The organism is Halopseudomonas sp., from assembly GCF_036960865.1.
Taxonomy (GTDB): domain Bacteria; phylum Pseudomonadota; class Gammaproteobacteria; order Pseudomonadales; family Pseudomonadaceae; genus Halopseudomonas.
Window position 1 is genome coordinate 162,211 of the sequence record NZ_JBALWE010000003.1, and the last position, 12,790, is coordinate 175,000.

Here is a 12,790-nt window from a genome sequence, read left to right on the forward strand (position 1 = left end):
GGGCGCTAAATGACGCGGCTTAGAAGAAGGCTTGCAGACCCGTTTGCGCGCGGCCGAGAATCAGCGCGTGCACGTCGTGGGTACCTTCGTAGGTGTTGACTACTTCCAGGTTGACTACGTGGCGGATCACACCGTACTCGTCGGAGATGCCGTTACCGCCCAACATGTCGCGGGCAACGCGAGCAATGTCCAGCGACTTGCCGCAGGAGTTGCGCTTCATGATCGAGGTGATTTCCACCGCCGCAGTGCCTTCATCCTTCATCCGGCCAAGGCGCAGGCAGCCTTGCAGGGCCAGGGTGATTTCGGTCTGCATGTCGGCCAGTTTCTTCTGTACCAGCTGGGTTTGCGCCAGCGGACGACCGAACTGCAGACGATCCAAAGTGTACTGACGCGCGGTGTGCCAGCAGAACTCGGCGGCGCCCAGCGCGCCCCAGGAAATGCCGTAACGCGCAGAGTTCAAGCAGGTGAACGGGCCTTTCAGACCAGTCACGTGCGGCAGCATGTTCTCTTCCGGCACAAACACGTCTTCCATCACGATTTCACCAGTGATGGAGGTGCGCAGGCCAACCTTGCCCTTGATCGCTGGCGCGCTCAGGCCTTTCCAGCCTTTTTCCAAGATAAAGCCGCGAATCACGTCATCATCGGTTTTGGCCCAGACCACAAAGACATCGGCGATGGGACTGTTGGTAATCCACATCTTGGCGCCCTTGAGCAGGTAACCGCCCTCGGTGCTGCGCGCGCGGGTGACCATGGAGCCCGGATCAGAGCCGTGGTTGGGTTCGGTCAGACCGAAGCAGCCGATGAATTCACCGGAAGCCAGCTTGGGCAGGTACTTCTGCTTCTGTTCTTCACTGCCGAATTCGTTGATCGGCACCATGACCAGAGAAGACTGCACGCTCATCATCGAGCGATAACCGGAGTCCACCCGCTCGACTTCACGGGCGATCAGGCCGTAACAAACGTAGTTCAGACCACTGCCGCCGTACTGCTCTGGAATGGTGGCACCCAGCAGGCCTAACTCGCCCATTTCACGGAAGATTTCGGCATCGGTCTGCTCGTTACGGAACGAGTTCAGCACCCGCGGCATGAGTTTGTCCTGGCAGTACTGGCGTGCGCTGTCACGTACCATGCGCTCTTCTTCAGTCAGTTGCTGATCCAGCAGCAGCGGATCTTCCCAATTGAAACTTGCTTTGGATGCGGCCATGAAAACTCCGAACTGTTTTGTTGAGTAGAACGACCCGACCAGCGGGCGTGGAATGACAGGGATGCTAACCAGCCAGGCTGGTGCCAACAACCGTCTTTTTTGCAACGACCTGTGCTAGATTGGAACTCCGAAGCGGCGAATTGCCAACTTTCCCGCCGCTATGCTCAATTTTTAAGCATTCCGAACAGCACCGAGATTGGCTTATTCGGCAGCTGATAATCAGGACAGCATAGACCATGCGCCGTAAAATTCCGCCGACTCAGGCCCTCATCTGTTTTGAATCCTCGGCCCGCCATGAAAGTTTTACCAAGGCCGCCGAAGAGCTGTCATTGACGCAGAGCGCGGTCTGCCGACAGATCGCCAACCTGGAAGAATTTCTGGATATTCAGCTGTTTCGACGCACCCGCCGGGGTGTGAAGCTGACCGACGCGGGGCAGACCTACAGTCGGCGTATAGCCAGTCGGCTGGACGCGGTGGAGCGCGATACGCTGTCGGTGATGGGTAATCAGGGTACCGCGACCCTGGAACTGGCGCTGGTGCCAACCTTCGGCACCCAATGGTTGTTGCCGCGCCTGGGCGATTTTTTGCGCCAACATCCGCAAATCACCATCAACCTGACAAACCGGACGCGCCCTTTCCTGTTTGCCGATACCGAATTCGACGCCGCCATCTATTTTGGCGACGGCGACTGGCCAGGAACCCAGACCGACTTCCTGATGAAAGAGTCCCCCATTCCCGTGTGCAGCCCGGCGCTCATAGCGCCACAACAGCAGCTCAGCCCCGAGCAGATTGCCAACCTGCCACTGCTGCAGCAGACCACCCGGCCCTACGCCTGGCGGCAATGGTTCGCAGCAGCGGAGATGCGCGTCGAGCACGACCTCAACGGCACTCGACTGGAATTGTTCTCGATGCTCGCCCAGGCTGCCATGCATGGTCTCGGGGTGGCGTTGATCCCCCCCTTCCTGATTCGGCAGGAGCTGGCCGACGGTCGCTTGATCAGCCCGTGCCCGCGCAGCTTCGACAGCAGCAACAGCTACTTTCTGGTGATCCCGGAGCGCAAGGCCGAGTCGGCTGCTTTACTCGCCTTCCGCGACTGGCTGACCCAGGAGGCAGAGCGCTATCGCGACTCACACGCCTGAGTATGGGCGCGAATAAAAAAAAGGCCTCCGTAGAGGCCCCGAGCACAACTTGAATGACCGCAGCAGGATTACTGACGCACGCCTTCAACACTGATGATCAGCTCGACTTCCTGCGAAGCCGGGCCCAGATCCATCGAGATGTCGAAGTCCTTCAGCGCCAGCGTGGTGGTGCCGGAGAAGCCGGCTCTGTAGCCGCCCCAGGGATCGTCGCCTTCACCAATGAACTTGGCATCCAGCACCACGGGCTTGGTCACGCCGTTGAGTGTCAGGTTGCCGGTGATGTTGGCGGTGTCATCGCCGGTCATCTCGACCTTGCTTGATTCGAAGGTGGCGGTAGGGTGCTCTGCCACGTTGAGGAAGTCGTCGCTGCGCAGGTGCTTGTCCCGCTCGGCGTGGTTGGAGTCAACGCTGGTGGTGTTGATGCTGACCTTGACTGCGCTGGCTTCCGGCTTGTCGGCATCCCAGCTGAAGTTGCCGCTGAAGTCGTTGAAACGCCCGTAGATCCAGCTATAACCCAGGTGGCTGATCTTGAAGTTGATTGAGGCATGCTGACCCTGCTGGTCGATCACGTAATCGGCAGCCTGCAGCGAGCCCGACAGTGCCAGTAAACCACCCAGCGCCAATCCTGCGAATGTCTTTTTCATACTAACTCTCCTTGGTGTTTTTTAACCGCATGCCCAGCATACGGCGCAGTGTGTCGTCACGATCCAGCCAGTGGTGCTTGAGCGCGCCCAGCGCATGCAGCGCCACCAGCCCGAGTACTCCCATCGCCACCCAGTAATGCACGGCACCAGCGCGATCAGCCTGTTGCGGCAAACCGGTTACCAGCGCCGGCACCTCGAACCAGCCGAACAGGCTGATACCCTGCCCCTTGGCGGTTGAAATCAGATAGCCGCTTATCACGATGATGGCCAGCAGCAGGTACAACAGCAGGTGAACCATAGCTGACAGGGTGATCTCCCATGGCTTGTGGCCGGGGACCGCCTCGGGTTTACGATTGATCAGCCGCCACCCAAGCCGCACCAGCAGCAGTGCCGCCAGCAGCAGACCAATACTCTTGTGCCAAAACGGCGCACTGGTGTAATAGGGGCTGTAATAAGTCAGATCGGTCATCCACAGGCCCAGCGCAACCAGGCCAAATACGCCCAGCGCCATCAGCCAGTGCAGGCAGACGCTGATCGATCCATAGCGTTGGGCGTTGTTGCGCAAAGGCATGACTGGCTCCCGTTATTTCGGACATGATCCCATCGAGAGATAAAGACAAAAAGCGCAATATTTGGTTCTAAATCATCGAGTTTCCATATATTTCAGACACAAAAAAACCTCCCGCCGCGCCTGCGTGGGAGGTTTTTCCAGCGCACCCGGACTAGAAGAAGAGCCGCTTGAGTTCGTGCCCCGGGTCGCTGGCGCGCATGAAGGCCTCGCCCACCAGGAAACTGTAAACGCCGTGCGCCAACATGAGCTCAACGTCGGTGCGGTGCAGAATGCCGCTCTCGGTAACCAGGGTCTTGCCTTTGGGAATCTGCGGCAGCAGCTCCAGGGTCGTGTCGAGCGTTACCTCAAAGGTGTGCAGGTTGCGGTTGTTGATGCCAATGAGTGGGGTATCCAGCTTCAAGCCACGCTCCAGCTCGGCCGCATCATGCACCTCAACCAGTACATCCAGCCCATGCTGTTTCGCGGTGGCGGTCAACTCGTGCAACTGGGCATCGTCCAAGCAGGCAGCAATCAACAAGATGCAGTCAGCACCCAGCGCACGCGCTTCCACTACTTGATAGGGATCAACCATGAAGTCCTTGCGGATGACCGGCAGCGAACAGGCATTGCGCGCCTGCTGCAGGTAATCGTCGTGTCCCTGAAAGAAGTCCACATCGGTCAGTACCGACAGACAGGCTGCCCCGCCCTCTTCATAACTACGGGCAATAGCGGCCGGATCAAAGTCATCTCGCAGCACACCCTTGCTGGGCGAGGCCTTCTTGATCTCGGCGATCACCGCCGGCTTGCGCGCGCTGGCGCGACTCTGCAGCGCCGCCGCGAAGCCTCGCGGGCGCGAGGCGTCAGCAGCCAGCGTTTCAAGCTCCTGCAGCGACGCGCGCTCGCGGCGCTCGGCCACTTCTTCGTACTTGCGTGCCACAATATTTTGCAGAATCGTTGGCACCGTCATTGTGCGGCCTCCTCTCTGAACACCTCGGTAAAAGCCACCAGCTCATTGAGCTTTTCCCGAGCTAGCCCTGAGTAGAGCGCATCGGAGGCCAGTTTGACACCTTCTTGTAGCGAGGTGGCGTGATCTGCGGCGTATAGCGCGGCGCCCGCATTGAGAATAATAATGTCTGCGGCCTTCTCACCCGCTTCCGACGTGCGCTTGCCCAGCGCATCACGAATCAGCGTTAGCGACGCTTCCGGCCCCTCGACGGTCAGGCCGATCAGGCTGCGGCTCTTGATACCCAGCTCTTCAGGGCTCACGTCGTACTCGCGTATCTCGCCGTCTTTCAGCTCGGCAATGTGGCTGGTCGCAGCCAGACTGAGCTCGTCCAGTCCATCCTTGGAGTGCACCACCAGCACATGCTCGCTACCCAGTCGCTTGAGCACTTCGGCGATGGGCCGGCACAGAGCCTGGGAAAAAACCCCAATGACCTGATGTTTGACGCCTGCGGGGTTGGTCATTGGCCCCAGCATGTTGAAGATAGTGCGCATGCCCAGCTCGCGGCGAGGTCCGATAGCATGCTTCATGGCGCCGTGGTGTGCCGGGGCAAACATGAAGCCGACACCGACCGATTCCACGCAACGCGCTACCTGCGCGGGCGTCAGATCCAGATTGACGCCCGCCGCTTCCAGCAGATCAGCGCTGCCACTTTTGCCCGATACCGCTCGGTTACCGTGCTTGGCGACCTTGCCGCCCGCCGCCGCGACCACCAGGGCCGCCGCCGTGGAGACGTTAAAGATATTGGCGCCATCGCCCCCGGTGCCGCAGGTATCCACCAGGCGCTCAGCGTTGATGCTAACGTCGGCCGCCAGCTCACGCATGACCATGGCAGCGCCGGTGATTTCGTCGAGGGTTTCGCTCTTCATGCGCAGGGCGACCAGAAAACCACCAATCTGTGCGTCGGTGCACTGACCGGTCATGATCTGACGCATGACGTCTTGCATTTCCTCGGTGCTCAGATCCAGTTGGTCAACCGCCTTACTGAGGGCTGTCTTGATGTCCATAGACTCTCCTTTGCTCCGCATCAGCCGCGCAGGCCGCCTTGCTGCTTGAGAAAATTATCCAGTAGTTCGTGCCCCTGGTCCGACAGAATCGACTCGGGATGGAACTGCACGCCCTCGATCATGAACTCGCGGTGCCGCACGCCCATGATCTCATCCACATTGCCCTGCTCATCCTGGGTCCAGGCAGTCAGCTCCAGGCAGTCCGGCAGCGTCTCGCGGCTGATCACCAACGAATGATAGCGGGTCACGGTCAAGGGGTTGTTCAGCCCGGAAAACACCCCCAGCCCCTCATGGTAGACCGGGCTGGTCTTGCCGTGCATGACCTGACGTGCACGCACCACGTCCCCGCCAAAGGCCTGGCCAATACTCTGGTGCCCCAGGCAGATACCCAGAATCGGCAACTTGCCGGCAAAGTGCTTGAGCACCGGCACCGACACACCGGCTTCATTCGGCGTGCAGGGGCCGGGGGAGACGACGATGCGCTCAGGTTTCAGTGCTTCAATCTCGGCGACGGTCAGCTCGTCGTTGCGGATAACCTTTACCTCAGCACCCAGCTCACCCAGATACTGCACAACGTTGTAGGTAAAGGAGTCGTAGTTATCGATCATTAACAGCATGGTCCTGCTCCTTTACCGGGCGGCCTGTTCGGCCAGGGCGATAGCGCGAAACATCGCGCGGCGCTTGTTGATGGTTTCTTCCCACTCCAGCGCGGGGACCGAATCGGCAACAATGCCGGCGCCAGCCTGCACGTGCAGCTCGCCGTCCTTGATCACCGCGGTACGAATGGCGATGGCGGTGTCCATGTTGCCGTTCCACGCCCAGTAACCTACCGCGCCGCCGTACACGCCGCGTTTGACCGGCTCCAGCTCGTCGATGATTTCAATCGCGCGGATCTTGGGCGCGCCTGACAGGGTGCCGGCAGGCAGGATGGCGCGCAGCGCGTCCATCGCATTCAGCTCAGGCTTGAGGTGACCCTGCACGTTGGACACGATGTGCATGACGTTGGAATAGCGCTCGATCACCATCTTCTCGGTCAGTTGTACCTTGCCGATTTCCGCGACGCGGCCCACATCATTGCGTCCCAGGTCGATCAGCATCAGGTGCTCGGCAATCTCCTTGGCATCCGACAGCAGGTCCTGCTCCAGCGCCAGATCCTCTTCCTCGGTGGCGCCACGCGGGCGCGTGCCGGCGATCGGCCGTACCGTGACCTCGCCCTCTTCCACCCGCACCAGCACTTCCGGCGAGCTACCGACTACATGAAAGTCGCCGAAGTTGAAGAAGTACATATAAGGGGTAGGGTTCTGGCTGCGCAACGCGCGATACAGATCAATCGGCTCGGCCCTGAACTGCACGCTCATGCGCTGCGAGGGCACCACTTGCATGCAGTCGCCGGCCAAAATGTACTCTTTGACGGTCTCAACCGCGCGCTCGAAGTGCTCGCGGGTAAAACTGGCGCGGTAGTCCAGATCGATATCGACCGGCGCGTTCAAGTCCAGCAGCTTGCGCGGCTGCATGGGCTGGCGCAATTGTTCCAGCAACTGATCCAGACGCGCATTGGCCTGGGCGTAGGCATCGCTCTGCGCGGGATCAGCCAGCACGATGGCGTGCAGCTTGCCGGCCAGATTGTCGAATACCACCACCTCATCAGACACCATTAGCAGAATGTCCGGCGTGCCCAGCACATCAGGGTTAACGCTCCTGGCCAGCCGCGGCTCGACGTAACGCACGCAATCGTAACCAAAGTAACCGACCAGACCACCATTGAAACGCGGCAGGCCGGGAATCGAAGGCACGCGGTAGCGCGCCTTGAAGTCCTCAACGAAGGCCAGCGGGTCGGCGCACTCGTGGCGTTCCTGCTCCACACCGTCAGTCAGCACGGTCGCGGTGTGTCCGTCGACGCGCAGCACGGTGCGCGCCGGCAAACCAATGATGGAATAGCGGCCCCATTTTTCGCCGCCCTGCACGGATTCAAGCAGATAGGAGAAGGCGCCGTCGGCCAGTTTCAAATAGGTGGAAAGCGGGGTTTCCAGGTCGGCCAGTACCTCACGCACTACGGGTACGCGATTACAGTCCTGAGCGGCCAGGCGAAGAAATTCGTCTTGGGTCATGATCAGCCTCGTGGGCAAAAATTGTTGTCACACACAAACCAGGGGTGCCCGCGTATCACGCAGGCGAGCGCACATCAGACACGCCAACGCCAGCGGGCGAGCGCCTTGATAACTCTCATCAGTTTGCGGTTGCTGACAAACACGGCTGATCCATCTTGCAGAAGGTATAACGCAGCAAGACTATATGAGCGCATCGAGTGAATCAACCAGCAAGTCCGGGTTTTCCGCCGCGATGGGCTCGCCGTGGTTGTAGCCATAGCTCACCGCCACCACCGGCACGCCAGCCGCTCTGGCGGCGCGAACATCATTACGCGAATCGCCCACAAAGAGCGCCTGGTCTGCCGCCACACCGGCCTGTCGCAGCACCCAGAGCAATGCACCAGGGTCAGGCTTCTGCATAGGCAGGGTATCGCCACCCACCAGCCAGTCAAAGCTGTCCGCCAACCCTTTCTCGGCCAGCAGCTCCGGCAGAAAACGCTCAGGCTTATTGGTGACCAGCGCCAGCTTGACACCCGCAGCGCGCAGGGCGCCGAGCAGCTCCGCCGCGCCCGCGTAAAGTGTGGTGCGCGAATGATCCCCGGCGTAACAACGCAGAAAATCCTGCAGTGCAGACTCCGCCTCCCGAGCGCTCACGGCGGCATGCTCCAGACCACCGGCCAGCGCGCGGCGCACCAGCACGGCCGCGCCGTTGCCGACCCAGTCACGCACATGCTCCACGCCAGCGGCAGGTCGGCCGCGCAGCGCCAGCATCTGATCCACCGCTGCGGCCAGATCCGGCACTGAGTCCATCAGAGTGCCATCCAGGTCGAACATCACCAGTTGCGGCAGTTCGCCAGCAAACAGCCTACGCAGCGCCTGCATCCTAGCGGGCAACCTGTGCCAGCTCGCTGCGCATCCGGTCGATCACGGCTTTGTAGTCCGGCGCATTGAAGATGGCAGAACCGGCAACAAAGGTGTCGGCGCCAGCTTCGGCAATCTCGCGGATGTTGTCGACGTTCACGCCGCCATCGATCTCCAGGCGGATATCGCGGCCGCTGGCATCGATCAGCGCACGCGCCTCACGCAGCTTATCGAGCGTACCGGGGATGAACTTCTGTCCGCCAAAGCCGGGGTTGACGCTCATCAACAACACCATGTCGACCTTGTCCATCACGTACTTGAGCACATCAAGCGGAGTAGCCGGGTTAAATACCAGGCCAGCCTTGGCGCCGCCCTGTTTGATCAGCTGCAACGAGCGGTCGATATGCTGGGATGCTTCCGGGTGGAAGGTGATGTAGGACGCACCAGCCTCCAGAAAGTCGCCAATGATGCGGTCCACCGGACTGACCATCAGGTGCACATCAATCGGCGCGGTGACGCCATATTTGCGCAGTGCTGAGCACACCATCGGCCCGATGGTCAGGTTCGGCACGTAGTGATTATCCATTACGTCGAAGTGCACGATATCTGCACCGTCCGCCAGGACCTGATCGACTTCAGCGCCGAGGCGCGCGAAATCGGCGGACAGAATGGAAGGGGCAATGGCATAGTCTTGCATGGCAAACCTCAGCGACAACAAGGGTAGGAAATGCCCGCCAGTTTACCGCAAGCGTGCCGTGGCTGCGCTGTTATACTCGAATCAACGCCACCAAAGGACCTAGCTGAATGCGAGCCTTGCTGTTGCTTATCGCACTCTCCCTGCCACTGTGCAGTCAGGCGCAGACACCCGAAACCGAGGAAGCGGCGGCAGACGCCACCCCCACTGCGCAGGCTGGCAAACGCGCCGAATCCCCCTCGCGCAACGCACTGTATCAGCAGGCACTGGAGCGCCGACTGCCGACCGAAGAGCAGCGCCAACTGGACTTCCATGGAGAATCGCAACTGGGCTTGTATTTGCCAGCCGCGCGGCCAGAGGCGCTCGGCGGCGTGTTGCTGATCGCCGGCCCCGGTGAGCATGCCGACTGGCCCGAATTGATCGGCCCGGCACGCCGCCGGCTGAGCGACGCCGGCTGGAATACCCTGTCCATCAGCCTGCCGGATGCCCCTTTGCCAGCGTCCGTCGCCGAACCCGCGACGCCCAACCCCGACGTGGATACCGCAGACAAGGAAGGTAGCGACGAGCCGGAAGACCCGCAGCTCGCAGCCGACAACCAGCCCGACCAACCGCCTGTTCCGACCACAGCCCAGGCAATCACCACGACCGACTACGCTACTCGCTGCATGCAACTGATCCAGGCGGCCTGGCAGGTACTGGCCGCCGAAAAAAACGAGCACATCACGCTGATTACCCGCGCGGAAGCCGGTTACTGGGCGCTGCGTGCCGCCAGCCCGCCCGCGAGCCAGCAACCGCCCCACGCCATTGTCCTGTTCAAACCTCGGGATGCGGCCATCGAAGGGCAGCCCAGTCTTAACCTGTTACTGGAGAAGTGGGACAAACCGCTGCTTGAACTGCTGGCCGCCAGCAGCCCGCAGGGCGCCATTCAGGCTCGTGAACACCAGCGTATTGCGCGCCGCATGGGGCATAGCCTGTATCAACAGTGGGATATTGATTACCTGCCGGATTCGGTGCTGGCAGACGACATGCTGCAAAAACGCCTGCAAGGATGGCTGGAGCGCCGCCTGCTGAACCAGGCCAGTGAAGTAGGCGCCTCAGCGGAACCCGCGGTGGCGCCGTAGGGTTTCGTAGGCGTCTTGAATACGACGAATCTGCTCGCCGGCACCTGACACGCCAGGCTCACCCACACCCCGCGCGATCATCTTGTCCGGGTGGTGCTTGCTCAGCAGGCGCCGATAGGCGCGTTTGATCTGTTCCGGCGACGCATCCAACTCTACCTTGAGCAGGGCCGCGGCCTGATGCAGGCGATCCTGACTGGCTACCGGGGAGCGCGCCGCAGTACGCTCGCTGCGCTGATGTTTCTGGTGCATGCGCTGCTGCTCGGCGCGCCCCACGCCCGCCTTGTTTGACCAGGCATCCAGCAAGCTACGTGCGTCAGCGCTCAACTGACCGGTCAACAACGCCATGCGCCAGCAGCAGTCCAGCAGTTCCGCGGCGCGTCCGGGGTCGCGGCGGCAGAAGCGCTGCACCAGCCGCGTCAGCTCCGTGCCCGAATTCTTGCCCGCATTGAAATCATGCATGGCCGCCAAACGCGCGGATTCATCCAGCCGGTATTGCTGCATCAGGTCGCGCGCCAGCTGCAAATGCCCTTGGGTGACCCGCCCATTGGCCCGCGCCAGACGGCCCATACACAGAAACAATACCCGCTCAAAGCGCGAGCTCTGCCCACGCAGCTCGACCAGTTTGTTCGCTAGATCGCGCCAGCGACGCAATCGCCAATGCCGATCCAGAGCGTGCCCCAGCACGGCGCCCACCAGGGCGCCAGGCATACCACCCCCCAAGCCACCCACCACTGCACCCAGCACGGTTACCGGCCACAGCATGGGTTAACGCTCCGCCAGCCGCTCGGCCTCGGCCAAGCGCTCGGGCGTGCCAACATCAATCCAGACACCAGCAAAGTACTCGCCACTGACCAGCCCCTGCTCTGCCGCCGCGCGCAGCAGCGGCGCCAGCTTGAAAGCGCCTGCTGGCTGCTCTGCCAGTAGCTGCGGATGCAGCACGGCAATGCCGCTGTAGGTCAAACCAGGGGCATCAGCTGCGGGATTGCCAACCAACCCGCCGTCCAAACTAAAATCACCCCGTGGGTTGTGTGGCGGGTTGTCAATCAGCACCAGATGCGCCAACTTGCCCACTGGCAAGGCCAAACCGGCGAAGTCAAATGTCGTCCAGATATCGCCGTTGACCAAAATGAAGGGCGCCTCGCCGAGCAGTGGCAGCGCCTGACGGATACCGCCGCCGGTTTCCAGCGGAGTACCCTCAGGCGACCATTGAATGCTTACACCAAATTCGCTGCCATCGGCAAAATAACGCTCCAGCTGCTCACCCAGCCAGGCATGATTAATCACCAGCTCACGCACACCGGCGTCAGCCAGGGCATCAATATGCCATTGGATAAGCGGCTTACCGGCGACCGGCAGCAATGGCTTGGGGGTGCGCAGCGTCAACGGCCGCATACGCTCACCCTTGCCCGCAGCCAGAATCATGGCTTTCATGCCATCATCCCTAAACTGTCGAGCAGTCTTTGCAGTGGCTGCAGGCGATCGTCCTGCTCACAGGCGTCACGCAGATAGCGGATAAACCGCGGCGCATCCTGCAGATAGTGCGGCTTGCCATCGCGGTGGCAGATGCGCGCGAAGATACCCAGCACCTTCAGGTGGCGCTGCACGCCCATCAACCGAGCCTGTGCCATAAAGATGTCGCAGTCGGCGGGCACCGGTACACCCGCCGCAAGCGCGCGCTGCCAGTATCGCTCCACCCAAGCGTTGCGCTGCGCAACGGGCCAGCTGAAGAAGGCGTCGGCAAACAGCGAGGTGACGTCGTAACTGACCGGACCGTAAAGCGCGTCCTGAAAGTCCAGCACGCCGGGTTCGCCCGCGGCGGTCATCAGATTGCGCGGCATGTAGTCTCGATGCACATAGACCAGCGCCTCGCCCAGATTGCTGTCGAGTAGCAGCGTCTGCAACGCTTGCCAGTCGGCTTGCTCCGCCTGATTAAATGCACGGCCGCGTTCGTGCGCGACGTACCAATCCGGGAACAAGGCGAGCTCACGGCGCAACACCGCTTCGTCGTAGGCCGGCAGTACGCCCGGCTGGCTGGACAGTTGCCAGCGAATCAGGCTTTCGATTGCCGCGCTGAACATCTGGTCCAACTGAACGGCAGATACCTCCCCCGCCTGGATGCTTTGCAGGTAGGTCTGGCTGCCCATGTCTTCGAGCAGCAGAAAGCCTTGTTCCAGATCGGTGGCCAGAATGCGCGGCACCCGCACCCCAGCGCGCTGCATGAGCTCGGCGATGCGTACAAAAGGCTCACTGTTTTCATGTGCTGGCGGCGCATCCATAATAATTAGGCTGCGCGGCCCAGCCTGCCAGCGGAAATAGCGGCGAAAGCTGGCATCGGCACTGGCCGGCGCCAATTTGCCCTCTACCACTGGGCCCCAGCCCATTTGCGCGAACCCTTGCTGCAAGGCAGCGGGTAGCCAGTTATGCAATTGCGTCGTTCTAGAATCCATTTAGGCTCTTTCTCATTGTCGCCGGTCAGCCAC

14 protein-coding genes are annotated in these 12,790 nt (G+C 61.1%); 2 read left to right on the forward strand and 12 right to left on the reverse strand.

Translation table 11 applies throughout. The features are described 5' to 3' along the window. Positions 1 to 19: 19 nt before the first annotated feature. Positions 20 to 1,204, reverse strand: coding sequence for an acyl-CoA dehydrogenase (locus V7747_RS05355; RefSeq protein WP_335615028.1), 1,185 nt, complete (start codon positions 1,202 to 1,204; stop codon positions 20 to 22). Positions 1,205 to 1,440: 236 nt separating this feature from the next. Here V7747_RS05355 and V7747_RS05360 point away from each other — a divergent pair, with 236 nt between their 5' ends. Further along, positions 1,441 to 2,343 carry a LysR family transcriptional regulator gene (locus V7747_RS05360; protein ID WP_335615029.1) on the forward strand — a complete coding sequence of 301 codons (903 nt, stop codon included), beginning with the start codon at positions 1,441 to 1,443 and terminating at the stop codon, positions 2,341 to 2,343. A gap of 68 nt (positions 2,344 to 2,411) precedes the next feature. On the opposite strand, the gene V7747_RS05365 is transcribed toward V7747_RS05360, so the two are convergent. From V7747_RS05365 to rpe, 8 genes are all read right to left on the reverse strand, one after another. Continuing rightward, entirely contained in the window at positions 2,412 to 2,987 is a 576-nt protein-coding gene (locus V7747_RS05365) for a YceI family protein (protein ID WP_335615030.1), read from the reverse strand. A 1-nt stretch (position 2,988) separates the two neighbouring features. Continuing rightward, positions 2,989 to 3,558, reverse strand: a complete 570-nt coding sequence (locus tag V7747_RS05370) for a cytochrome b (protein WP_335615031.1) — start codon at positions 3,556 to 3,558, stop codon at positions 2,989 to 2,991. A 151-nt stretch (positions 3,559 to 3,709) separates the two neighbouring features. Continuing rightward, the gene (gene trpC / locus V7747_RS05375) at positions 3,710 to 4,504 is read right to left on the reverse strand and encodes an indole-3-glycerol phosphate synthase TrpC (RefSeq protein WP_335615032.1); all 795 of its coding nucleotides are present in this window, start codon (positions 4,502 to 4,504) and stop codon (positions 3,710 to 3,712) included. After that, on the reverse strand, positions 4,501 to 5,547 hold the full coding sequence (gene trpD / locus V7747_RS05380) for an anthranilate phosphoribosyltransferase (protein ID WP_335615033.1): 1,047 nt from the start codon (positions 5,545 to 5,547) through the stop codon (positions 4,501 to 4,503). The genes trpC and trpD overlap by 4 nt, the downstream gene beginning before the upstream one ends. A 20-nt stretch (positions 5,548 to 5,567) precedes the next feature. Continuing rightward, positions 5,568 to 6,164 (reverse strand): aminodeoxychorismate/anthranilate synthase component II, encoded by a 597-nt coding sequence (locus V7747_RS05385; RefSeq protein WP_335615034.1) that lies wholly within the window; start codon positions 6,162 to 6,164, stop codon positions 5,568 to 5,570. Positions 6,165 to 6,176: 12 nt separating this feature from the next. Next, on the reverse strand, positions 6,177 to 7,655 hold the full coding sequence (gene trpE, locus V7747_RS05390) for an anthranilate synthase component I (RefSeq protein WP_335615035.1): 1,479 nt from the start codon (positions 7,653 to 7,655) through the stop codon (positions 6,177 to 6,179). Between the two features lie 180 nt (positions 7,656 to 7,835). Continuing rightward, positions 7,836 to 8,516, reverse strand: coding sequence for a phosphoglycolate phosphatase (locus V7747_RS05395; protein ID WP_335615036.1), 681 nt, complete (start codon positions 8,514 to 8,516; stop codon positions 7,836 to 7,838). 1 nt (position 8,517) lies between these two features. Next, the gene (gene rpe / locus V7747_RS05400) at positions 8,518 to 9,192 is read right to left on the reverse strand and encodes a ribulose-phosphate 3-epimerase (RefSeq protein ID WP_335615037.1); all 675 of its coding nucleotides are present in this window, start codon (positions 9,190 to 9,192) and stop codon (positions 8,518 to 8,520) included. A 107-nt stretch (positions 9,193 to 9,299) separates the two neighbouring features. Here rpe and V7747_RS05405 point away from each other — a divergent pair, with 107 nt between their 5' ends. Then, positions 9,300 to 10,310, forward strand: coding sequence for a DUF3530 family protein (locus V7747_RS05405; protein ID WP_335615038.1), 1,011 nt, complete (start codon positions 9,300 to 9,302; stop codon positions 10,308 to 10,310). Here the strand turns inward: V7747_RS05405 and djlA are convergent. The 3 genes from djlA to V7747_RS05420 are packed head-to-tail and all read right to left on the reverse strand — an operon-like array spanning position 10,284 to position 12,757. After that, entirely contained in the window at positions 10,284 to 11,072 is a 789-nt protein-coding gene (djlA, locus tag V7747_RS05410) for a co-chaperone DjlA (protein WP_335615039.1), read from the reverse strand. The genes V7747_RS05405 and djlA overlap by 27 nt on opposite strands. Positions 11,073 to 11,075: 3 nt before the next feature. After that, positions 11,076 to 11,741 carry an N-acetylmuramate alpha-1-phosphate uridylyltransferase MurU gene (murU, locus tag V7747_RS05415; protein ID WP_335615040.1) on the reverse strand — a complete coding sequence of 222 codons (666 nt, stop codon included), beginning with the start codon at positions 11,739 to 11,741 and terminating at the stop codon, positions 11,076 to 11,078. Continuing rightward, entirely contained in the window at positions 11,738 to 12,757 is a 1,020-nt protein-coding gene (locus V7747_RS05420; RefSeq protein ID WP_335615041.1) for an aminoglycoside phosphotransferase family protein, read from the reverse strand. Before V7747_RS05420 ends, murU begins: the two co-directional genes overlap by 4 nt. Positions 12,758 to 12,790 lie beyond the last annotated feature (33 nt).